17 protein-coding genes and 3 tRNA genes are annotated in these 22,686 nt (G+C 53.1%); 4 read left to right on the top strand and 16 right to left on the bottom strand.

The window, feature by feature from the left end; all coding sequences use genetic code 11:
- Window positions 1-9: 9 nt before the first annotated feature.
- The 11 genes from nsrR to nnr form a co-directional block, all read right to left on the bottom strand.
- Window positions 10-435 (bottom strand): nitric oxide-sensing transcriptional repressor NsrR, encoded by a 426-nt coding sequence (gene nsrR, locus GA565_RS03395; protein ID WP_055782345.1) that lies wholly within the window; start codon window positions 433-435, stop codon window positions 10-12.
- Window positions 436-714: 279 nt separating this feature from the next.
- A complete protein-coding gene (locus GA565_RS03390) occupies window positions 715-2,013 on the bottom strand; it encodes an adenylosuccinate synthase (protein WP_152197349.1) in 1,299 nt (432 codons plus the stop codon).
- Window positions 2,014-2,219: 206 nt separating this feature from the next.
- Window positions 2,220-3,230: a protease modulator HflC gene (gene hflC, locus GA565_RS03385; RefSeq protein WP_152197348.1), complete on the bottom strand. Its 1,011-nt coding sequence runs from the start codon at window positions 3,228-3,230 to the stop codon at window positions 2,220-2,222.
- A gap of 3 nt (window positions 3,231-3,233) precedes the next feature.
- Window positions 3,234-4,508 (bottom strand): FtsH protease activity modulator HflK, encoded by a 1,275-nt coding sequence (gene hflK, locus GA565_RS03380; protein ID WP_152197347.1) that lies wholly within the window; start codon window positions 4,506-4,508, stop codon window positions 3,234-3,236.
- A gap of 17 nt (window positions 4,509-4,525) precedes the next feature.
- Window positions 4,526-5,884 (bottom strand): ribosome rescue GTPase HflX, encoded by a 1,359-nt coding sequence (hflX, locus tag GA565_RS03375; RefSeq protein ID WP_055782331.1) that lies wholly within the window; start codon window positions 5,882-5,884, stop codon window positions 4,526-4,528.
- A 98-nt stretch (window positions 5,885-5,982) separates the two neighbouring features.
- Window positions 5,983-6,291, bottom strand: a complete 309-nt coding sequence (gene hfq, locus GA565_RS03370) for an RNA chaperone Hfq (protein WP_152197346.1) — start codon at window positions 6,289-6,291, stop codon at window positions 5,983-5,985.
- A 114-nt stretch (window positions 6,292-6,405) separates the two neighbouring features.
- The gene (gene miaA, locus GA565_RS03365; RefSeq protein WP_152197345.1) at window positions 6,406-7,347 is read right to left on the bottom strand and encodes a tRNA (adenosine(37)-N6)-dimethylallyltransferase MiaA; all 942 of its coding nucleotides are present in this window, start codon (window positions 7,345-7,347) and stop codon (window positions 6,406-6,408) included.
- Complete coding sequence (gene mutL / locus GA565_RS03360; protein ID WP_152197344.1) at window positions 7,340-9,304, bottom strand: DNA mismatch repair endonuclease MutL; 1,965 nt, start codon at window positions 9,302-9,304, stop codon at window positions 7,340-7,342. The genes miaA and mutL overlap by 8 nt, the downstream gene beginning before the upstream one ends.
- 42 nt (window positions 9,305-9,346) lie before the next feature.
- Window positions 9,347-11,116, bottom strand: coding sequence for an N-acetylmuramoyl-L-alanine amidase AmiB (amiB, locus tag GA565_RS03355; RefSeq protein ID WP_152197343.1), 1,770 nt, complete (start codon window positions 11,114-11,116; stop codon window positions 9,347-9,349).
- A gap of 7 nt (window positions 11,117-11,123) precedes the next feature.
- A complete protein-coding gene (tsaE, locus tag GA565_RS03350; RefSeq protein ID WP_152197342.1) occupies window positions 11,124-11,591 on the bottom strand; it encodes a tRNA (adenosine(37)-N6)-threonylcarbamoyltransferase complex ATPase subunit type 1 TsaE in 468 nt (155 codons plus the stop codon).
- A gap of 10 nt (window positions 11,592-11,601) precedes the next feature.
- Window positions 11,602-13,116: a bifunctional ADP-dependent NAD(P)H-hydrate dehydratase/NAD(P)H-hydrate epimerase gene (gene nnr / locus GA565_RS03345; RefSeq protein WP_152197341.1), complete on the bottom strand. Its 1,515-nt coding sequence runs from the start codon at window positions 13,114-13,116 to the stop codon at window positions 11,602-11,604.
- On the opposite strand from nnr, the gene queG reads away from it, so the two are divergent.
- On the top strand, window positions 13,115-14,272 hold the full coding sequence (queG, locus tag GA565_RS03340; protein ID WP_152197340.1) for a tRNA epoxyqueuosine(34) reductase QueG: 1,158 nt from the start codon (window positions 13,115-13,117) through the stop codon (window positions 14,270-14,272). The genes nnr and queG overlap by 2 nt on opposite strands.
- Before the next feature lie 301 nt (window positions 14,273-14,573).
- Here queG and GA565_RS03335 read toward each other — a convergent pair.
- The 4 genes from GA565_RS03335 to orn form a co-directional block, all read right to left on the bottom strand.
- Window positions 14,574-14,649 (bottom strand) — tRNA-Gly (locus GA565_RS03335).
- Window positions 14,650-14,749: 100 nt separating this feature from the next.
- A tRNA-Gly gene (locus GA565_RS03330) sits at window positions 14,750-14,825 on the bottom strand.
- Between the two features lie 83 nt (window positions 14,826-14,908).
- Window positions 14,909-14,984 (bottom strand) — tRNA-Gly (locus GA565_RS03325).
- Window positions 14,985-15,188: 204 nt separating this feature from the next.
- Complete coding sequence (gene orn, locus GA565_RS03320) at window positions 15,189-15,755, bottom strand: oligoribonuclease (RefSeq protein WP_055782303.1); 567 nt, start codon at window positions 15,753-15,755, stop codon at window positions 15,189-15,191.
- Window positions 15,756-15,863: 108 nt separating this feature from the next.
- Here orn and rsgA point away from each other — a divergent pair, with 108 nt between their 5' ends.
- The 3 genes from rsgA to mscM all read left to right on the top strand — a co-directional run bounded on the left by rsgA (window position 15,864) and on the right by mscM (window position 21,238).
- Entirely contained in the window at window positions 15,864-16,901 is a 1,038-nt protein-coding gene (gene rsgA / locus GA565_RS03315) for a small ribosomal subunit biogenesis GTPase RsgA (RefSeq protein WP_152197339.1), read from the top strand.
- A 73-nt stretch (window positions 16,902-16,974) separates the two neighbouring features.
- Window positions 16,975-17,880 (top strand): archaetidylserine decarboxylase, encoded by a 906-nt coding sequence (asd, locus tag GA565_RS03310; RefSeq protein ID WP_152197338.1) that lies wholly within the window; start codon window positions 16,975-16,977, stop codon window positions 17,878-17,880.
- Between the two features lie 22 nt (window positions 17,881-17,902).
- Window positions 17,903-21,238 (top strand): miniconductance mechanosensitive channel MscM, encoded by a 3,336-nt coding sequence (gene mscM, locus GA565_RS03305; RefSeq protein ID WP_152197337.1) that lies wholly within the window; start codon window positions 17,903-17,905, stop codon window positions 21,236-21,238.
- Between the two features lie 54 nt (window positions 21,239-21,292).
- Here the strand turns inward: mscM and GA565_RS03300 are convergent, their stop codons facing one another.
- The gene (locus GA565_RS03300; RefSeq protein ID WP_152197336.1) at window positions 21,293-22,651 is read right to left on the bottom strand and encodes an 8-oxoguanine deaminase; all 1,359 of its coding nucleotides are present in this window, start codon (window positions 22,649-22,651) and stop codon (window positions 21,293-21,295) included.
- Between the last annotated feature and the right edge of the window lie 35 nt (window positions 22,652-22,686).

Here is a 22,686-nt window from a genome sequence, read left to right as displayed (position 1 = left end):
GAAAATCTTTCATTCAACAAGCAATAATTTGTAGAGTTGAGAATTATCCTTGACCATATCGGCCAGTGTGTATTGATTCAACTCATCAAGAAAGTGTTCTACGGCTGTATGCAGTACCTGCTTTAAACGACATGCAGGGGTGATATGGCAAAACTCTGCCGAACAATTAACCAAGGCTAACGGCTCCAGTTCACGGATGACGTTGCCCAATAAAATGGTCTCAGCCGGCTTACCCAGTCTGATCCCACCGTTTTTACCGCGCATTGCCGTGACCAATCCTGCCCGACTCAACTGATTAATAATTTTCACCATGTGATTACGCGAGACACCATACACTTCGGTAACCTGCGAAATGTTGGTGAGCTGACCCTCAGGCAGCGATGCCATATAAATCAGCGCTCTTAAACCATAATCGGTAAAACTCGTTAACTGCACACTAACCTCTGGGTACTTTTACCCTTTTCATTCGCGATTATGATGACAGCAATAATGCGCATATACCCGAAAGATGTCAGGTAAGATCAAGATTACTCTATTGGATGGGCTGGCCGCCACAAAGTTTGTCTTTAAATCAATCACACGCTGAAAATGGGAGCATTAGCTGGAGAAAAACGTCGGCGAAGGTATTGGCTGGCACACAAATTGAAACCGGGCGCGATGCCCGGTTTTTAGTGTACCCGCCGAAGCGGTACATTTTGCAGCGCGTAATGACGTTTATGCGTCAAACGGGTCACGCAGGATCATGGTTTCGCTGCGATCAGGGCCGGTAGAGATAATATCAATCGGCACTTCGGTCAGCTTTTCTACACGTTTAATGTAGTCGCGCGCCGCCTGCGGCAGTTTATCGAGCTCTTTCACCCCAAAGGTGGTTTCGCTCCAACCGGGCATGGTTTCGTAAATAGGTTCGATACCTTCCCAATTTTCAGCGGCCAGCGGCGTAGTAGTCACCTCTTTGCCATTCGGCAGGCGATAACCGATACACAGTTTGACCTCTTTGAGGCCATCAAGCACGTCGAGCTTGGTCATGCAGAAACCTGAAAGCGAGTTTATTTGCACTGCGCGACGAACCGCAACGATGTCGAGCCAGCCACAGCGACGGCGACGGCCAGTGGTTGCGCCAAATTCGTTACCCTGCTTGCACAGGTATTCGCCGATATCGTCGAACAGCTCAGTAGGGAACGGACCTGCGCCCACACGCGTTGAGTATGCTTTAACAATACCCAAGACGTAGTCCACATAGCGCGGGCCAATACCTGAACCGGTGGCCACGCCGCCCGCGGTGGTGTTGGATGATGTCACGTAAGGATAGGTGCCGTGGTCAATGTCGAGCAATGTGCCCTGAGCACCTTCGAACATGATGAGTTCACCCTGCTTGCGGGCGTTATCGAGCAGGTCCGACACGTCAACCACCATCGCGGTCAGAATGTCAGCAACTGCCATGACATCATCAAGAACTTTTTGATAATCAACCGCTTCTACTTTGTAGTAGTTCACCAGTTGGAAGTTGTGATAATCGATAATTTCTTTCAGCTTGTGGGCAAACGTTTCTTTATTGAACAGATCACCGACGCGCAGGCCACGGCGGGCCACTTTATCTTCGTACGCAGGACCAATACCGCGACCGGTGGTGCCGATAGCTTTTGCACCGCGGGCCTTCTCGCGCGCCATATCAAGGGCAACGTGATAAGAAAGGATCAGCGGACAAGCCTCGGAGATTAGTAGACGTTCGCGAACCGGGATCCCACGAGCTTCAAGTTCACCCATCTCTTTCATTAACGCGTCAGGTGCCAGAACCACACCGTTGCCGATGATGCTGGTGACGTTTTCACGCAAAATGCCAGAAGGAATTAAATGAAGTACGGTTTTTTCACCGTTGATAACCAGAGTATGACCGGCGTTGTGACCGCCCTGATAGCGCACAACATATTTAGCCCGTTCAGTCAGCAAGTCGACAATTTTGCCCTTGCCTTCGTCACCCCATTGAGTGCCAAGTACGACAACGTTCTTACCCATCTCGATAATCACCAGGTTGCGTTAAAAAAGGATTCTACCATCCTGACCCACGCCTTTCAGTACTTTTTGCATACGATTGACTGAAAAATATCCGTTTCGTGGTACAGCTCTCTTACTCAAAAATTCTTAATATTCAGATATGACAAAAGGCCCGTAAAGGGCCTTTTGGGGTACTGCAAAGTAGACAATTTTAGCGTGAAATCGGCTTACGGCTTGATGGTTTTGGCCGGTGATTTCATATAGCGGAAGAAATCATCATTTGGACTCATGACCATCACGTCATTACCGCTGCTGAAGCTCTCTCTATAAGCCTGCAGGCTACGGATAAAGCCATAGAAGTCCGGATCGGCGCTGAATGCATCGGCAAACAGTTTAGCGGCCTGAGCATCGCCTTCACCGCGAGTAATACGCGACTGACGCTCTGCTTCTGCCAGAGTACGGGTGACTTCGTAATCGGCGGTAGCGCGCAGCTTCTCGGCTTCTTCCTGACCCTGTGAACGGTGACGACGCGCTACAGCTTCACGCTCTGCACGCATACGTTGGAAGATAGCGTCAGAAACTTCGGCCGGCAGGTTGATTTGCTTGATACGCACATCAACCACTTCAATACCGAGTGCTGCCATGCTGTTAGGGTTCACCGCAGGCACTTTGCCGTTGGTTTCCTGCTCTACGCGCTTGGCAACGGAGGCGATAGCATCATCGGCTTCGGTGGTAGCGGCAGCAGCGGCGTCATCGTCATCGGTGCCTTTATTCAGGGCATCACGCACGTCCAGAGTCAAACGGCCGCGTGAATCGGTAACGATATCTTTTACGTCCAGACGACCAATTTCGGAACGCAGACGGTCACTGAATTTACGTTTCAGCAGAACTTCTGCCTGCGACACATCGCCACCGCCCGTTGCCAGGTAATAACGGCTGAAGTCGCTGATGCGCCATTTCAGGTAGGAGTCTACGATCAGGTCTTTCTTCTCTTTGGTGACGAAGCGGTCAGCCTGGTTGTCCATGGTCTGAACGCGTGCATCCAGTGATTTCACTGATTCAACGAAAGGCACTTTAAAATGCAGGCCCGGCGCATACACCAGCGGCTTATTGTCGCCATCGCGCAGAACTTTACCGAAACGCAGCACAATGCCACGCTGGCCTTCCTGAACCACAAACAGTGAAGCATAGAGCGCCACCAGCACCACAACAACGACAAGTATTATTGACTTACGCATTGGTTATTCTCTCCCTACGCGAAGGGTGTCGTCACGCTGTGCATCTGCACGGCGTTGATCCATGACACTGCCAGAAGAACTTGAGCTGTTGCTGGCACTGCTTTTCTTAGCGCTATTTGACGGCGTGGATGACTGGCGCAGCGGGATCATGCTGCTCGCGTCATCACCGCTGTCGTTGGTTGCACCGGCTTTACCGCGCAGAAGCTGGTCAAGCGGCAACACCATCAAATTGTTGCTTTTATCGTTAATCAGCACTTTACGCGTGTGGCTCAGTACGTTTTGCATCGTCTCGATATACAGACGCTCGCGGGTAATTTCCGGCGCGGCTTTATATTCAGGCAACAGTTCGGCAAAACGGGCAACTTCACCCTGCGCTTCGAGCACGGTACGATCTTTGTAAGCTTTAGAATTTTCTAACAAACGCTGCGCCTGACCGTTCGCACGAGGCTGAACTTCGTTGGCGTAAGCTTCGGCTTCGCGAATGTATTGCTGTTCGTTTTCACGCGCGGCAATCGCATCATCAAACGCGGCTTTCACCTCTTCAGGCGGACGTGCCGTCTGGAAGTTGACGTCCTGTACCGTAATACCCATGTGATAAGGACGGATGGTCTCTTCGAGCACGCGCTGTGTATCGCTACGCACTGTAGTACGACCTTCGGTCAGAATTTTATCCATGGTGTATTTGCCGATTACGCCGCGCAGCGCACTGTCAGTAGCCTGACTCAGGCTGTCGTCAGCGTTGGCTACGCTAAACAGATAGGCGCGAGGATCGGTTACGCGGTACTGCACGTTCATTTCAACGCGTACTACGTTTTCATCGGAGGTCAGCATGATGCCAGAAGCCGCAAGCTCACGCACTGATTCAACGTTAACCGCTTGAACCTTATCGATAAAAGTGGGCTTCCAGTTCAGGCCAGGCTCAACCAAATGGCTGAACTTACCGAAACGGGTAACCACGCCACGCTCTGCTTCTTTAATGGTATAGAATCCGCTGGCTGCCCAAATCACCACCACGGCGACCACGGCAAGACCGGCGAAACGACCACTCAAGTTCTTTTGCGGGCCGGTGGTATTTCCGTTGCCGGATCCCTTACCACCAAAACCGCCAAGTTTTTTGCTGAGTTTACGAAAGATATCATCAAGATCGGGAGGGCCTTGTTCGCGCCCGCCTTTGTTGTTATTGCCACCAGAATTATTTCCACCAGAGTTGCCGCTATTGTTGCTGCTTCCCCAGGGGTCGCGGTCCTGTCCGTTATTACCGGGCTGATTCCACGCCATGTTATAGCTCCATTATTCTATGATTGGTGTTCTTCAGGCTCTATATCAGTCAAGTTATCCCAGTGGTTTTTCTCTTCGAAATCTACCGGGAATCCGTTACGGACATACTCGCCCATAGCCGGTTCTTGTTTGCAGAGGCGACGCCAGTCAACAATGGGCATACGCACCATAAGACCCACACTCCCGTCCTCTTCATTCCATTCTTTTTCAATCGCCTGAAGCTGGTAAAAACGGCTACGAAGGCGGCCCGCTTCCGGTGGCAAACACAGTTCTACCTGTGCTATTTCACCTGACAGACGCTCCGTTAATGCCTGAAATAGCAACGGGATACCTTCACCCGTCACGGCCGATAACCAGACCCTGATTGGTAAATTCTCGTCGTTACGGTCGATACGTGGAACAAAATCGTCCAGCATATCTATTTTATTCATCACTAACAGCGCAGGGATGTCATCTGCTTCAATCTCTGCCAGCACCGTATTTACCGCGTCAATATTTTCCTCAACGCGAATATCGGCTGCATCAATCACATGCAATAACAGAGATGCCTGTCGGGTTTCCTGCAACGTTGCTTTAAAAGCGGCAACTAAATCGTGGGGCAGGTGACGAATAAACCCTACGGTATCTGCCATCACCGTTTCACCCACGTCGGCAACCATAATGCGTCGCAGAGTCGGATCAAGTGTGGCAAACAACTGATTAGCCACGTAAACATCGGCATCAGTAATTCGGTTAAACAGTGTGGACTTTCCGGCGTTGGTATATCCAACGAGTGAAACAGTCGGAATATCAGCCCGCACTCTGGAGCGTCGTCCCTGCTCGCGCTGTTTGGCAACACGTTCAAGGCGACTTAAAATAAGGGTAATTCTGTCGCGTAAAAGACGGCGGTCAGTTTCAAGCTGGGTTTCGCCGGGACCGCGCGAACCGATGCCGCCACCCTGACGTTCAAGGTGAGTCCAGCCTCGCACCAGTCGGGTTGCAATATGGCGTAACTGTGCCAATTCTACTTGTAGTTTACCTTCGTGAGTACGGGCGCGCTGGGCAAAAATATCTAAAATAAGTCCGGTACGATCGACCACGCGACATTCGCACAAAGCTTCCAGGTTACGTTCCTGGCCAGGTGATAATGCGTGATCAAACAGGATTACAGATGCGCCGGTTGCTTTAACGGCATCTGCGATTTCTTGGGCCTTTCCTTCACCGACAAAGTATTTAGGGTGCGGTGCCTTACGGCTCCCGGTGATGACTTGCAACGCCTCAACACCTGCAGAAGATACCAGCGATTCAAATTCGCTCAGATCTTCAGTGACTTTGTCTTGCGAGAAATAGATATGAACCAGTACGGCCTGCTCACCGGCTTCATAACGGTCAAACAAGCGTGTGACCTCTCAATTGAGAAATAAGATTCAACGAGGGGCACATAAGCGGTTTTACACCTCTTATGAACCCCTTCGAAATTGAACAGCTGTGCGCCTTATTCGGCGTCATCGCCATCCTGCGGCTGCTGTGTAGCAGACGGTGTGCTTCCATGATGATAGTTGTTGGTCGTGCCACCACCTGGATTATTACTATGGTGAGAAACTGGGCGTGAAGGCACAACGGTGGAGATAGCGTGTTTGTACACCATCTGGCTTACCGTGTTTTTCAAAAGAATCACAAACTGATCGAAAGACTCAATCTGGCCTTGCAGCTTAATACCATTCACCAAGTAAATAGAAACCGGAACACGTTCGCGACGCAATGCGTTCAGGAACGGATCTTGCAAAGATTGCCCCTTAGCCATTCTATCTTTTCCTTATTTGTTTGTTGTTTGTAACTTAGAGCCTATAAGCTCGAAAATAAATCACATAAAAAATTTGCGCGTTGAGTACTTATCAATTGTACACAATCATCCAACCTATGCACTAACAACCTGAATTACACGGTTTAAGGCTTCTTCCGGCTTTTCTGAATCAAGCCATTCGACCCCTTCCCAACCACGCAGCCAGGTCATCTGGCGTTTGGCCAGCTGCCGTGTCGCACAAACACCACGATAAACCATTTCATCGTAGTCGATTTCGCCAGAAAAATATGACCACATCTGGCGATAACCCACACAACGAACGGAAGGCATGTCCGTATGCAAATCACCTCGAGTGAAAAGCGCCCTGGCTTCGGTTTCGAATCCGTTCGAGACCATTTGCTGGAAGCGCATTTCAATACGATCATGCAACAATTGACGACTCGTAGGTGCAATCGCAAATTGATGTACCCGGTAAGGTAAGCTTTCACCCGAAGTTTTAACGAGTTCCGTTAAAGTTTTACCCGAAATATAAAAAACTTCCAGTGCTCTGGAGAGTCTCTGCGGATCATTCGGATGAATTCGCAGTGCCGAAACGGGATCTATCTCACTCAGTGTAGCGTGTAAAGCTTCCCATCCCATCTGCGCAGCCTGCGCCTCAATGCGTTCTCGCACTTTTGGGTCCGCCGGTGGAAGAGGAGAAAGCCCCTCGAGCAACGCTTTGAAATAAAGCATTGTTCCACCCACTAATAACGGAATTTTCTTACGCGAGGTTATTTCATTCATCTCACGCAGTGCATCGGCGCGGAAATCAGCGGCCGAGTAAGATTGCGCAGGGTCCAGAATATCTATCAGACGGTGCGGAGCGGCCTGCAACTCTTCAGCGGTAGGTTTTGCCGTGCCGATATCCATGCCTTTGTAGATAAGAGCAGAGTCGACGCTAATAAGTTCAACCGGAAGATGCTGGCGCAGGGCCATCGCCAGGGCAGTTTTGCCCGAAGCCGTAGGGCCCATAATAAAAATAGCGGGAGGTAAAGCTTTGTTTTCTAGATCAGTCATGCTTGAAAGCCGCCAATGCCGGCTGTAAATCAACAGGTTGCAAGAGTCCGGACGGGGGGGACTTGACCAACTGGGGGCAAAGCCGCTCAACGTCCGTGAGTAATTGTATTGCTTGTGAAACAGTCCAGACCTCATGCTCACTGCCGATACTGCGGGCGAACCACATAGCTACCGCATCAGGAGTGACCTCCCGCAGAACCGCAATATAGCCTAACAGGTCGGGTATCAACTTTTGTAAATTTTGTTTACGTAATGGTAAAGGTACAGCGCGTAAGGTCCCACGCTGCTGTTCCAAAAGCATTTCTATACCAAAATGCTGCAACATGGCCTGATGCTGAGTAAAGGCCGTACGTTCTTCCTTACTTAACGTCAGTTTTACCGGAATAAGTAAGGGCTGAGGCCGTAATCCTTCAGAAGTGGGGGTGAGCTGGGCCGTTTTCAACCATCTTTCCGCTACGGGCAGTGATAAAAGCACAAGTTTTTGTTCACGCTCCAGCAGGGCAAAGAGTGAATTGCACACCGTCATCACCCGACCAAAGCTCTGGCTGTGCCCTTCAAGGGCATCTTCCTGAGCGGCGTTTGTATTTGTCACAGCCGCCGTTTTCTCACTCACCGCTGGCGCGGCGGATGCGTTGTTAAGCGCAGGCTTCTGTGCAGTGTTATATGCTGAATTTTCAGACGGTTGCAGCAGTTGCTGATAAAGCTCGCCCTGCGGCCTGGTGTATGGATTACCTTCTGTAAACCTTTGAGCAGGTTCACGCAGGTGTGCAGAACGCGAGGTTTCAGGAAAAACAGGTTTAGCCGCTGAGGGTGTTTTTGCCGCCGGTTCCCGCTGTGTTGACGTGCTTCTTGCCGGTTCGGAAGGTTGAGCAAAATGGTTACCGCCCGCGGCCTGACGATTCTCGGGCTGCCAGCGCGGTTGCTCTTCTGCCGTTTCTTCGGTGTTCAGCCGCGGGCTGCCCGCCTGCTGCAACACCGTCACTATCGCCTGATAGATAAAGTCGTGTACCAGCCTCGACTGATGAAAGCGAACTTCGTGCTTAGCGGGGTGCACGTTAACGTCAACCTGATGGGGATCGACGTCGAGATACAGCACATAGGCAGGCTGCTGATCATCTTTAAGCTGGTCCTGATAGGCCTGGCGGATCGCGTGGTTGATCAGCCGGTCTTTCATCATGCGGTTATTTACATAGCAATACTGCATGTCAGTCAGACTGCGTGAACCTGCAGGGTCAGCAACCCAGCCGCGAATGGCAAGATCGCCGTGACGCCATTCAACCTCAAGCGCGTGTTCAACAAAAGTGGCGCTGCAGATGCTGGCCAGACGGCGCGAATTTTGTGCCGGGTCTTTCACCGCACGATACTGTCGCATCAGCTTGCCGTTGTGGCTGAGATTAATCGCCACGTCGAAACGCGCCAGCGCAATGCGTCTGACCACTTCATCAATATGGGTGAATTCGGTTTTTTCCGTGCGCATGAACTTGCGACGTGCGGGCGTGTTGTAGAAAAGATCCAGCACTTCAACCGTTGAACCCTGCGGATGCGCGGCCGGTTTTACCGTTACCGCCATGTCGCGCCCTTCGGCATAGGCCTGCCAGGCTTCATCCTGCGTGGCGGTGCGTGAGGTCAGCATCAGACGAGAAACGGAGCTGATACTGGCCAGCGCCTCGCCGCGAAAGCCCAGGCTGAGGATGGCCTCAAGATCGTCAAGCGAGCTGATTTTACTGGTGGCATGACGCGCCAAAGCCAGCGCAAGTTCGTCTTTACCAATACCGCAGCCATTATCACGAATGCGAATAAGCTTGGCGCCGCCGCGGTCAATATCAATATCAATGCGCGTGGCACCCGCATCGAGACTGTTTTCAACCAGCTCTTTCACTACCGACGCGGGCCGTTCAACAACCTCACCGGCGGCAATCTGATTTGCCAGCTGCGGTGGCAGTATCCGAATCGGCATGGTCGCTCCTGTCATCGTGAAAAGATTACCTTCAACGCCCGGTCAGGAGTGAGGAATGGTCAGGGTCTGACCAAGCTGCACATCGCCGGATTTCATGTGATTCGCCGTTCTAATATCGCTCATGCTAACACCGTATTTTGAAGCAATGGCCGACAGCGTATCGCCGCGCACCACTTTATGCTTCGCCGCCTTTTTGGCCGACTGCGCTTTGCTGACTTTCGCCGTCACGTTTCGTGAAACCGCAGAAGTGGCTGCCGGAACTTTCAGCCGCTGCCCTACCCACACGCCGTCTTTTTTCAGCTTGTTGAGATCGCGCAGCGTACTCGGCGTAGTACCATAATGCGCCGCAATGCCTGTCAGCGTTTCACCGCGTTTTACCTGATGAATCTGTGTGGCGCCGCCCAGCGCCGCCGTGGCTTCAATCGGCCCCGGCTGGCTCAGTGATCCGCTTGCTGGCGTTGAGTCAGTTACCGCCGTTGCGCTCGCCAGCAACGGTCGGTTTTCGACCTTTGGGCCGGATTGCAACGGATGTGCCAGGAAATAACTGCGCAGGCCTTCATAGATGGCGTGAGCAATTTTATCCTGGTACGCGCTGCTTCCAAGCAGCCGCTCCCCACTTGGATTACTGATGAAGCCGGTTTCTACCAGCAGCGAAGGGATATCCGGTGAACGTAATACTCCGAGGCTGGCGTGTTCAGGCTTGGCTTTGTGCAGCGCGCCCACTTTGCGCAGCTGCTGCAATACTTTGGTGGCGACGTCATACCCTACGCGCTGTGAGTGCCCAAACTGCAAATCAAGCACCGCCTGACTGAGATAAGGATCTGAGGCGGTATTGGCCAGCATGTCTCCGGCACCGCCGAGCAGTTCCGACTGTTTCTCATGCTGTTCGAGCCAGTTACCCATTTCGCTGTTGGCACGGCGGTTGGACAGCACCCACACAGACGCACCGCTGGCACTTCGATTCGGCGCCGCATCGGCGTGAATAGAGACCAGCAGGTTAGCGCCCTTTTTACGCGCCACGTCCGAGCGGCCCATAACCGAAATAAAATAATCGCCGTCGCGAGTTAGCACGGGTTTAAACATAGGGTCGCGGGCCATCTCGGCCTGCAGCTTGCGGGCAATGGCAATGGTCACATTTTTCTCTTTCAGGCCGCCGCTGCCCTGTGCGCCAGGGTCCTGGCCGCCGTGACCGGCATCAATTGCTACAATCACCTGATTGTCAGAGGTTGTACCACGCGTTCTTGGCGTGAGGCCGGTGCTGGCAACGGGGGCACGGGTCGTGAGGGGAGCTTTATCGCCGTCAAAAGGATTACCCGCCGGCAGTGCGGCAGGCGCGGCCTTGCTGGTTGTTTGCACGCGAGAAATAGTCGGTGAGGAACCCCGCTGCGGTGCAGCGGCGTTGAGCGTAAACACCACGGTGTACTGGTTGCCGTCCAGCTGAACCTGTGCGTTAGTTCTAACCCTTTGGGTCAATTCAAATACCAGACGCTGCGTTGTCGCCTCGGCCGGGGTACTGGCGCGCACGCGTCTTACCAGATTTTGCCCGCTAAAATTCAGCGGCAGTCCGCGCATCACGCCATTTTGCTTAATATCGATCACCACCCGCTCTGGGCTGTGCAGCGGGAAGAAGGAATAGTCAGGTTTACCATCAAATGTGATGGTAACGGTCGATTGTGCGCTCCCATTGGAAACATTGATATTTTTCATGCCTGCACCAAAGGCAGGAACGATTGCAGCCGGTGCCATCAAGGTAAGCGTGAGCACCACAATAGCCGCGACTGTTTTCCAAAATCTGTTAACGCATTGAATCATTACAGCATTATCCTTGCTCTTGTAGCTTCTGCAGTAGACGGCTACCGGCCTGTGAAACGGCCTTGATGGTCGCCAATCGTCCTTCCGCCTGGTAGTCGAGCGTCAGCTCCAGGTCAGGTTCAGGCAAAACGCCCGCACCTTGCTGCGGCCACTCCACCAGACAAATCGCGTCTTCGGTAAAATAGTCGCGAATGCCCATAAACTCCAGCTCTTCGGGGTCGGCGAGACGGTACAGATCAAAATGATAAACCGCCATCGGATGAAGCTGATAAGGCTCCACCAGCGTATAAGTTGGGCTTTTAACATTGCCCTTGTGTCCGCGCGCCTGTAAAAAACCGCGGCTAAAGGTGGTTTTACCTGCGCCTAAATCTCCAAAAAGATGGATAACGGTTGAGCCCATACAGGCAGTGGCTAAATCAGCCCCAAGTTTCAAGGTTGCGTCTTCGTCTGGCAGAGGTAAGGTCAGTTGATTCATTGGATAATGTCTATTTTTCTAGGTCAGGGTTAACCAACGGGGTTATCCAGGTTAACAAATCCGTTGCCAGCATGCCGCGTGTGCCCTGGCGTTGCGCAATGATGTCTGCCGCCGCACCGTGAACTACCGTTCCGGCGCAGGCTGCATCATAAAAAGATAACTTCTGGGCGAGCAAGGCGCCAATCACGCCTGAAAGGATATCACCCATGCCGCCGCTTGCCATACCGGCGTTACCGACGTCGGCAATCGCGACTTGGCCGTCTTCAGAGCCTATCAGCGTACCCGCGCCTTTTAATACCACGACACCACCGTAGCGTTCGGTCAGGCGTTGCAAAGAAAGTAAGCGGTCGCTTTCAATTTCCTTCACTGTACAACCCAACAGTCGGGCGGCCTCACCGGGATGAGGCGTCAAGACGCGATTTTGCCGTTTCTGTGGATTTTTTGCCAGCATGTTAAGCGCATCTGCATCCCATAATGCAGGTTTTTCGCTTTCGGACGCGCGTTTGAAAGCGGATTTTCCCCAATCGTTCTGACCTAACCCCGGCCCAATGACCACCGCGCTGGCCCAATCCAGGCCCTCGGCCAACGATTCGTCGTTCAACGCCTGCACCATCAGCTCGGGACGGGCGGTGAGAAGCGGGGCAATATGTTGCTTATGAGTGAGTACTCGCACCATACCTGCGCCGGTGCGCAGCGCGGACTCTGCCGCCATGCGGATAGCGCCAGCAAAGCCCGTATCTCCGCCAATTAGCAATAAGTGTCCGTGCTCGCCCTTGTGGGAACAGGGCCGACGCGGTTTGAGCCATTCAGCCAACCGCCGTGCGTCAAGGCGCTGCAGCAGGGGCCGATGGCCGCTCAGCCAGCTTTCAAGGCCCAGCGCGCTATGCTGCAACTCACCGACGTAGTCGCGGGCCTGTCCGGTGAGCAGGCCGGGCTTCAGGGCAATAAACGTTACTGTCAGCGCAGCGTGAACCGCTTCCCCCGCCGCCGTGCCGGTTTCGGCCGCCAGCCCTGACGGAATATCAAGCGAAACAACCGGCACATTTTGCTGATTAATCGCTTTAATCACCTGCGCCAGCGGTTCCCGCGGCGCCGAAGTTAGCCCCGTGCCCAACAGTGCATCAACCAGCAGGTCAGCATCCTGCGGCCAGTCGGCGTTGATGTTGCCAACCTGCCCGCCGGCATTCAACCACCCTTTTTTTGCCTGTTCAGCTTCGGCGGGTAAGGGTTTGGAGCCGCTTACCGCCAGCAGAGTTACGCTGAGACCGGCATTTTTAGCCAGACGCGCAACTTCATAGCCGTCGCCGCCATTATTGCCGTGGCCGCAAAGCACCAGCCACTGGGTAGCATGGGGAAATTTCTGTCGAGTAGCACGAAAAGTGGCGGCGGCGGCACGCTGCATTAGCGTAAACAATGAAAGGCCTGTATCCTGCGCCGCTTGCGATTCGGCCTGCCGCAACCAGTCTGCAGAATAGACGGAATAGGGTAAACTGTGCAGGTCCTGTTTTTCAATTTGGTTAGTCATGACGCACCTCCTCGATCTCGAACAATTAGCCCAACATATCAAGCAATGGGGCCAGTCGCTAGGCTTCCAACAGGTTGGTATCTGCGATACCGACCTGTCGGCTGAAGAGCCGAAGCTACAGGCATGGCTTGATAAACAATATCACGGAGAGATGGAGTGGATGGCGCGTCATGGCATGTTACGCGCCCGCCCGCATGAGCTGCTGCCCGGAACGCTGCGGGTTATCAGTGTGCGCATGAACTACCTTCCCGCCAAGGCCGCCTTCGCAAAAACGCTTAACAATCCAACACTTGGCTACGTGAGTCGCTACGCATTGGGCCGCGACTATCATAAAGTTTTACGCCAAAGACTGAAAAAGCTCGGCGATATGATCCAGACATTTTGCACTGAATCTCAACCTGACCTTGCACTCAGCTTCCGTCCATTTGTTGATTCAGCCCCCATCATGGAACGCCCTTTAGCCGAGAAGGCTGGACTCGGCTGGGTTGGTAAGCACTCACTAATTCTTAACCGAGAATCCGGCTCATGGTTCTTTCTCGGCGAACTCCTCATCGACCTGCCCCTGCCGGTGGATAAACCGCAGGAAGAGCAGTGCGGGCGCTGCGTGGCCTGTATCACTATCTGCCCGACCGGCGCTATCGTTGCGCCCTACCAGGTCGATGCACGTCGCTGTATCTCTTATCTGACCATTGAGCTTGAGGGCGCTATTCCAGAAGAATTTCGTCCACTGATGGGTAATCGTATTTATGGCTGTGATGACTGCCAGCTTATTTGCCCGTGGAACCGCTACTCGCAACTGACCGACGAAGATGATTTCAGCCCGCGAGCCGCCCTTCATGCCCCTGAGCTCATCGCGCTGTTCAATTGGAAAGAGGAGAAGTTTCTGCGCATTACTGAAGGTTCGCCCATTAGACGCATCGGACATCTGCGTTGGCTGCGTAATATTTCCGTGGCGCTGGGCAATGCCCCCTACGATGAAAACATCGTTTTAACGCTGCAAAGCAGAAAAGGGGAAAATAGTATGCTGGACGAACATATCGAGTGGGCTATCGCACAGCAGCTGGCCAGAAGAAGCGAACACCAGATAGAGGTGCAGTCTTCACAGAAGAAAAGGCTGATCAGAGCGGTGGAAAAAGGTTTGCCGCGAGACGCATAAAATGGGGGTTATTTTGTTAATACAGAATTATCCCCGCTGTGCATAAAAATAAAATTGCTTTGCCGATCAATTGCAAAAAAAAGAGCAAGCGATCGCCATAACGTTTTAGTATTAATTTTTATCGATAAAAATCAATTAGTTATTTTTTGGCAATATGCAGCGTACGAATAACCTACAGTGCAAAAAACGAACGAAATCTGTGGATAACTCTGTTCACAAAATTAATTCAACTCATTTTTGGCAAAGGCAAAAACGCCCGTAAGAGGCATTGTGACTGGGTTGGTGATTTGAAGAAGAAAATTGGAGCGGGAAACGAGACTCGAACTCGCGACCCCGACCTTGGCAAGGTCGTGCTCTACCAACTGAGCTATTCCCGCTTAGAGATGCAATGTGCACCAGGTTGCTACTTTATTTCCAGAAGCTCTCTTCGTTGTGAAGAGTCGCCTTCTTTTCAATAAATACAACATTTGAAAAGTTTGGAGCGGGAAACGAGACTCGAACTCGCGACCCCGACCTTGGCAAGGTCGTGCTCTACCAACTGAGCTATTCCCGCGTCGCATGGTACTGCTGTTTGCTTTACTGCTTTTCTTACTATAATCGTTTCAATTAACTTTTGAAAAGCCAATCAAAAAAATTTGGAGCGGGAAACGAGACTCGAACTCGCGACCCCGACCTTGGCAAGGTCGTGCTCTACCAACTGAGCTATTCCCGCTCTGCATACTAACGAAATTCTTCATCGGTACGGGGTGCGCATTATACGAGAAATCTTTCATGCCGCAAGCCCCATTCCAGAAAAAAACCTGTTTTTATTCAATAAAGCGTTCAACTGCTGATTAAAAGAACAAAGCGTTTAATTAACCAGCAAAAGGCATCATTCAGCCTATCGAAAACAGAGTAAAAATATTTTTGCCGCCGATCACAGCTTGATAAAATGTTCACGATAGTAAGCAAGCTCAGCCACTGACTCGCGAATATCGTCCATCGCCTGATGGGTGCCCTGCTTAGTTAATCCGTCAAGAATTTCGGGCTTCCAGCGACGCGCCAGCTCTTTCAAGGTGCTGACATCAAGATAGCGGTAGTGAAAATAGGCTTCAAGCTCCGGCATGTACTTAAACAGGAAGCGCCTGTCCTGACCGATGCTGTTGCCACAGATAGGCGATTTCCCTGCGGGGACCCACTGCTGTAAAAATTCAATGGTCTTTTGCTGGGCGGTATTTTCATCGAAAGTGCTGGCTTTAACCCGTTCAACCAGGCCACTACCGGTGTGCGTACGCACGTTCCATTCATCCATCAGTGCAAGCTGTTCATCGGATTGATGCACCGCCATCACCGGACCTTCAGCCAGCACATTAAGGTTTGCATCCGTCACCAGCGTGGCAATTTCAATGATTCGGTCGCGCTTTGGGTCAAGGCCGGTCATTTCCAAATCGATCCAAATCAAATTGTTATCACTTGCGGTCGGGCTGTTATTGCTTGCAGACATAGATACTCCAGTCATGAAAAGTCCCACAACGGTTAATTAATACGAAATAGCTGGTATCATAGACGTTTTGGTCGCAACGAGCGATTAAAGCCAGTCAAGTGAGGCGCAGTGACTAAGATAAAACTGTCAAAAGGGCAACAACGTCGCGTTAACGCCAACCACGAGCGTCGTCTGACCAAGACCGACAAACGTAAAGAGCTAGACGACTCCCTGCACGGTGAACCACAAGAAGGTGTGGTGATCAGCCGTTTCGGGATGCATGCCGACGTTGAAGCTACCGACGGCAGCCAGCATCGCTGCAACATCCGTCGGACCATCCGTTCACTGGTCACCGGTGACCGCGTCGTCTGGCGTTCAGGCGAAAACGCCAGCGTTAAAGGCATTGTTGAAGCCGTACACGAACGTACGTCGGTATTGACGCGTCCAGATTTCTACGACGGCGTCAAACCAATTGCCGCCAACATCGACCAGATTGTGATTGTTTCCGCCATTTTGCCGGAGCTGTCGCTAAACATTATCGACCGCTATCTGGTGGCGTGTGAAACGGTTGAAGTCGAGCCGCTGATCGTGTTGAACAAAATCGACCTGCTCGACGATGAGAGCCGCAAGTTTGTGGCGCAAATGATGGATATCTACCGTCGTATCAATTATCGCGTGTTAGAAGTGTCGAGCTATACCGAAGAAGGCATGCCGGAGTTTATTACCGCATTGACCGACAGAATCAGCATCTTTGCCGGTCAGTCCGGGGTGGGGAAATCCAGCCTGCTGAACTCGCTGCTGCCGCCGGAAGAGAAGCAAATCGTGGTCAACGATGTGTCTGATAACTCAGGTCTGGGCCAGCACACCACTACTGCCGCTCGCCTGTATCACTTCCAGCACGGCGGCGACGTCATTGACTCGCCGGGCGTTCGTGAATTCGGCCTGTGGCACCTGGCACCCGAGCAAATCACTCAGGGCTTCGTTGAATTCCGTCCCTACCTCGGCTATTGCAAATTCCGCGACTGCAAACACGGCAATGACCCAGGTTGTGCAATTCGTGAAGCCGTCGACAAAGGCGAGATTGCCGAGGAGCGTTTTGATAACTATCACCGTATCCTCGAGAGCATGGCCGATGTAAAAACGCGTAAAAACTTTGATAGCCTCTGAAAACAGCCGTCAGTTTGATTAACATACTGGGCTGCTTTGGCTATTTATTTTCAATTTTTTTAGAGGATGACCCGTGTTAGACAGGATCAAAATAAAACTTCAATATTTAATTCCTAAACAAGGTCTTACCAGACTTGCAGGTTGGGGCGCCGAACGCCGTGGCGCCCTGTTGACCCAGTGGGTCATCAAGGCATTTGCCGGTTATTACAAAGTTGATATGAAAGAGGCGCAGGATCCAAGCTTCTCGGCCTACCCGACTTTCAACGAATTCTTCGTTCGTCCACTGCGCGCCGGTGCGCGTCCGGTGGTCAGCGGTCTTGATATGCTATGCCTGCCAGCCGACGGCGCAGTCAGCCAGCTTGGCCCGATTAGCGACGGTAAGCTGTTCCAGGCCAAAGGCCATTTTTACACGCTAGAAGCCCTACTGGCCGGTAATTATCAATTGGCCGAACAGTTCAACGAAGGCATGTTCGCCACCACTTATCTCGCGCCGCGCGACTATCACCGCGTGCACATGCCTTGCGACGGCGTGCTGCGTGAAATGACCTACGTGCCGGGTGACCTGTTCTCCGTCAACCCATTGACGGCGGCTAATGTCCCGAATCTTTTTGCCCGCAATGAGCGTGTCATCTGCGTATTTGATACTGAGTTTGGCCCTATGGTGCAGATTCTGGTCGGTGCGACCATCGTTGGCAGCATTGAAACCGTCTGGGCAGGTCAAATTACGCCACCACGCGAAGGCATCATTAAGCGCTGGACCTATCCGGCCGCCGGTGCTGAGGGCGCCATTTCGCTTGAAAAAGGCCAGGAGATGGGACGTTTCAAGCTCGGTTCAACGGTTATTAATTTGTTTGCCGCCAATCAGGTCGAGTTTGTTCCGCAGCTAAAAAATGGCACCGTCACTCGCATGGGTGAGCCGTTTGCCGAAGCTGTACGCCATCGCGCAGCCGAGCCGGTCTCAGCCGAAAGCGTTATTTAAGATTGTTGAAAGGAAATTGTCCGTGCGCCTGATACCCAGCCTATTGGTGAGTTTGCTGTTGGCGCTGCCACTGTACGCCAACGCAGCGCTCTCAGAAGACCAGCTTCAACAGGAGCTGAAGCAAGCCGAATCCAATAAGGAAATGGCCAATCAGGCTCAGGTGGTTGAGTCACTGCAGAGTGCCCTCAACTGGCTCAGCGAGTCGCGCGCTTCACAGGCACGATCCGGGCAATATCAAACGGTTATCGATGACTTTCCGCGCCTGACGCAAAGCCTGCGTCAGGAGCTAAAAGTACAAACTGATAAACCGCTGCCGGTGGACGACACGCTTTCCAGCACCGAACTCGACCAGCAGATCCTTCAGGTCAGCAGCCAGCTGCTTGAAGAAGCTCGCCAGCTTCGACAAGAGCAGGACCGTTCGCGTGAAATAAGCGACTCTCTGAGTCAGCTGCCGCAGCAGCAGTCCGAGGCACGCAACGCGCTGGCCGATATCGATCAGCGTCTGCAAAGTTTTAACAATAATAAAACCGTTCTGGCGCAGGCCAAACTTAAAGCCCTGCAGGCAGAGTCTGCGGCCCGCAAGGCGCGGGTTGATGAGCTTGAACTGGCACAGCTTTCTGCCAACAATCGCCAGGAACTTTCAAGGATCCGCGCCGATCTCTACAAAACGCGCCACGATCGTCTTGATGAACAGCTGCAAACTCTGCGCAACAATCTTAATGCCCAGCGTCAGCGTGAGGCCGAAACCGCGCTAGAAAAAACCGAGCAGTTGGCAGAGCAAAGCGGCGAACTGCCAAAGTCGATTACGCAGCAGCTGCAGGCCAACCGCGAGCTTTCATTAGCGTTAAATCAGCAGGCGCAACGCATGGATCTGATTTCATCGCAACAGCGCATGGCCGCCGCGCAAACCCTGCAAGTTCGTCAGGCATTGACCACCATTCGCGAACAGGCTCAGTGGCTCGATGCCTCACCGCTGCTCGGTGAAACCCTGCGCGCTCAGGTTGCCAAACTGCCTGAAATGCCCAAACCGCAACAGCTGGACGGCGAAATGGGCCAGCTGCGCGTTCAGCGCCTGCACTACGAAGATCTCCTCGGCAAACAGCAGCAGTATCGCCAGGGGCGTCAGGACGACGGCCAGCCGCTCAGCGCCGCGCAGCAGAGGATCCTTCAGGCCCAGCTGAAAACGCAAACCGATTTACTTAACTCACTGCTATCAGGCTGCGACACGCAGATTCTCGAGTTAACCAAGCTAAAAGTGGCCAACACGCAGCTGGTTGAAGCGCTGAAAGACATCAACGATGCCGCGCACCGCTATCTGTTCTGGGTCGCCGACGTCAGTCCAGTCGGCTTTAGTTATCCATTGCAGATCATGCATGATCTGAACCGCCTGCTGTCGCTGGATACCTTTTCCCAATTAGGTAAAGCCTCAGTAATGATGGTGACCAGCAAGGAAACGCTTCTGCCGCTGTTTGCTGCCTTGATTTTGGTGATTGTCGGCGTCAGTTCACGCCGCCATTACTATAACTTCCTCGACCGCGCCAGTAGCCGAGTGGGCAAAGTGACGCAGGATCAGTTTTCGCTGACGGCGCGCACGGTTTTCTGGTCAATTCTGGTGGCACTGCCCCTGCCGGTACTGTGGGCGGCGTTGGGCTACGGTCTGCAAAGCGCGTGGCCTTTTCCGATTGCGGTGGCAATAGGCGACGGCGTAACCGCCACGCTGCCGGTGCTGTGGCTGTTTATGATAAGTCACTATCTGGCACACCCTAAAGGTCTGTTCATCACCCATTTCAACTGGCCACAGCGTCGCGTCGCGCGCGCATTGCGCTACTATTCGCTCTCAATTTGGCTGGTTGTGCCGCTGATTATGGCGCTGATCACCTTTGATAATCTCAATGACCGAGAGTTTTCCAACACCCTCGGACGCCTGTGCTTCATCGTACTTTGCGTGCTCCTGAGTCTGGTCACCCAGAGCCTCAAACGCGCGGGCATACCGCTCTATCTGGATAAACAGGGTGACGGTGAAAATCTGCTGAACAGCACGCTGTGGTGGATGATGCTTTCTGCGCCGCTGATTGCCGCCTTTGCCTCAATGCTGGGTTATTTGGCGACCTCACAGGCGCTGCTGGCTCGACTGGAAACCTCGCTGGCAATCTGGTTCCTGCTGCTGGTGATTTATCACATTATTCGCCGCTGGATGCTGATTCAGCGGCGCAAAATCGCCTTTGAGCGTGCCAAACAGCGCCGCGCCGAGATACTGTCTCAGCGCGCGAAAGGTGAAGAGGAATCACAGCTGGCCAACAGCAGTGAAGGTGCGATTGAGGTTGAAGAGCCGGTGGTTGACCTCGATACCATCAGCGCGCAGTCGCTGCGTCTGGTTCGCTCTCTGCTGGCAATGATTGCGCTAGTGTCGCTAATTTTTCTGTGGTCAGAAATCCACTCTGCGTTTTCGTTCCTCGAAAATATCAAACTGTGGGACGTTTCCTCAACCGCGCAGGGTGTAGAGAGCATGCAGCCCATTACGCTGGGCCACGTGCTGATTGCGATTCTGGTGCTTATCATCACCACTCAACTGGTGCGTAACCTCCCAGCTCTGCTCGAGCTGGCGCTCTTGCAGCATCTGGACCTCACGCCAGGCACTGGCTACGCTGCGCTGACCATCACCAAATACGCCGTGCTGCTGATAGGCGGCCTGACCGGCTTTTCCATGCTGGGCATCGAATGGGGCAAGCTACAGTGGTTGGTTGCCGCAATGGGTGTCGGATTGGGCTTTGGCCTGCAGGAAATCTTTGCCAACTTTATCTCCGGCCTGATGATCCTGTTCGAAAAACCGATTCGCATTGGCGATACCGTGACAATCCGCAACCTCACCGGCAGCGTGACCAAGATAAATACCCGAGCAACCACTATCGTTGACTGGGACCGCAAAGAGATTATCGTGCCGAACAAGGCCTTTATCACTGAACAGTTCATCAACTGGTCGCTGTCAGACTCTGTCACCCGCGTGGTGCTCACCGTGCCTGCACCGGTTGAGGCCAACAGTGAAGAGGTAACGTCAATTTTGACCCAGGCGGCTCGCAAGTGCTCACTGGTGCTGGATACGCCGGCGCCCGAAGCTTATTTGGTTGATTTACAGCAGGGTATTCAAATTTTCGAATTGCGTATGCACGCCGCCGAGATGGCACACCGTATGCCGCTGCGTCATGAAATTCATCAGCTGATTCTGGCCGGATTCCGTGAACACGGTATTATTCTGCCCTTCCCACCTTTCCAGGTACGGATGGAAACGCTGCATCGCGCGCAAAACGGCGGCAATGCTACGCTCAGCAGCGGAGGTCCGCGCACGCCGGGGGATTTGTAGTATTGATGCCCTGATTTCCCCCTGCGTTTTTGCCCGCAGGGGGAAAAGGTCTTTCTACAGCGTTTCGAACAGCTTTTTAGCGGCCTGACGATGCTGCAAAATCAGTGATTTTATGTCCATATCGACGATCTTGCCCTCTCTGACTCGCCATTTCCCCCCCACCATCACGCTGTCTGCACGCTCAGCTCCGCACAACAATAGCGCGGCAATGGGGTCGTGACTCCCGCTAAACCGCAATTCATCCAGCTTAAACAGCGCCAGATCCGCCTGCTTGCCCACCGCGAGCTGTCCGATGTCGTCGCGACCAATGACCCGTGCCGATCCGCGCGTTGCCCAGCCCAGTATCCGCTCAGGCGTCGCGTATTCAGTCCCGTATTTCAGCCGCTGTAAATAAAGCGCCTGCCGGGCTTCGTACATAAGGTTAGAGGCATCATTAGAGGCCGAACCGTCAACACCGAGGCCAATCGGCGCACCTGCGGCCTCAAGGTCGCGGGTGGGGCACATTCCTGATGCCAGCCGCATATTCGATACCGGACAGTGGCAAATTCCGGTGCCCGCCGCGCCAAGACGGCGAATTTCTTCGTCGTTAAAATGAATGCCATGCGCCAGCCAAGTCCGGTCGCTCAACCAGCCAACGCTGTCGAGATAATCCACCGTTCGCAGCCCAAAACGTTGCAAACAGAACTGCTCTTCGTCCAGCGTTTCAGCAAGGTGGGTGTGCAATCGCACGTCTTCACGCTGCGCCATACGTGCACTTTCGCGCATGATGTCGGTCGTCACTGAAAAAGGCGAGCACGGCGCTAACGCAATTTGCATCCATGCCCCCTCGCCGCGCTGATGATAACGGTCAATCAGCCGCTGGCTGTCCTGCAAAATCACCTCAGCCGACTGCACCGTGTGCATGGGCGGCAACCCGCCGTCGTCCTCTCCCAGACTCATCGACCCACGGGTCAGCAAGGCGCGCATCCCCAGTTCGCGCACCACTTCGACCTGAACGTCAATGGCGTCTTCCATGCCCTGTGGAAACAAATAGTGATGGTCAGTTGTGGTGGTACAGCCGGAGAGCAGCAGCTCTGCCATTGCTACGCGGCTTGCCAGCGCCAATGCATCGGGCTGCAACCGCGCCCATATCGGGTAAAGTTGCTTAAGCCACGGAAACAGTGGCGCATTGACCACCGGTGCCCAGGCACGGGTTAAGGTTTGATAAAAATGATGATGGGTATTGATGAGCCCCGGCAGCAGTACGCATTCGGCGGCGTCTATCACGCTGTCTACGGGACGCGACGGCTGCTGCCCGACGGACAGCAGTTCATCAATGCGGGAACCTTCAATAACAACCCCGCCGTCGGCATTGAGCGCATTGGCGGTGAAAACGGCGAGCGGGTTTTTGATCCAAGTACGTTGCGTGAACATAACTGGCTCCTTTAGGTTAAAAGTCATAAAGTTAG

The organism is Rouxiella sp. S1S-2 (assembly GCF_009208105.1).
Lineage (GTDB): Bacteria > Pseudomonadota > Gammaproteobacteria > Enterobacterales > Enterobacteriaceae > Rouxiella.
The sequence above is the reverse complement of the archived record's forward strand: the minus strand, read 5'-3'. Positions and strand labels throughout refer to the sequence as shown.